We start from the raw sequence: 228 nt of genomic DNA on the forward strand, positions 1-228 counted from the left end.
CTCCAGGAGAGCGAACTCCAGCCCAAGATCACGGTGGGCGAGGCTCTTGAGCTGTACAGCGCGTTCTACCCGAACCCCGCCGACTGGCGGTCGCAGGCAGAGCGGCTCGGCCTGCACACCAAGCTCACCACCCGGTTCGGCCAACTCTCCGGCGGTCAGAAGCAGCGGCTGTCCATCGCACTCGCACTCGTCGGCAACCCCCGGGTCGTGGTCCTCGACGAGCTGACC

General features: G+C 67.5%; 1 protein-coding gene. It reads left to right on the forward strand.

The annotated features are described in order from the left end of the window. Positions 1 to 228, forward strand: a 228-nt coding sequence (locus tag J0695_RS43045; RefSeq protein WP_206970231.1) for an ATP-binding cassette domain-containing protein, incomplete at both ends; no start/stop codon positions are given.

Source organism: Streptomyces beijiangensis, assembly GCF_017315755.1.
In the GTDB taxonomy this organism is placed as follows: Bacteria; Actinomycetota; Actinomycetes; order Streptomycetales; family Streptomycetaceae; genus Streptomyces; species Streptomyces beijiangensis.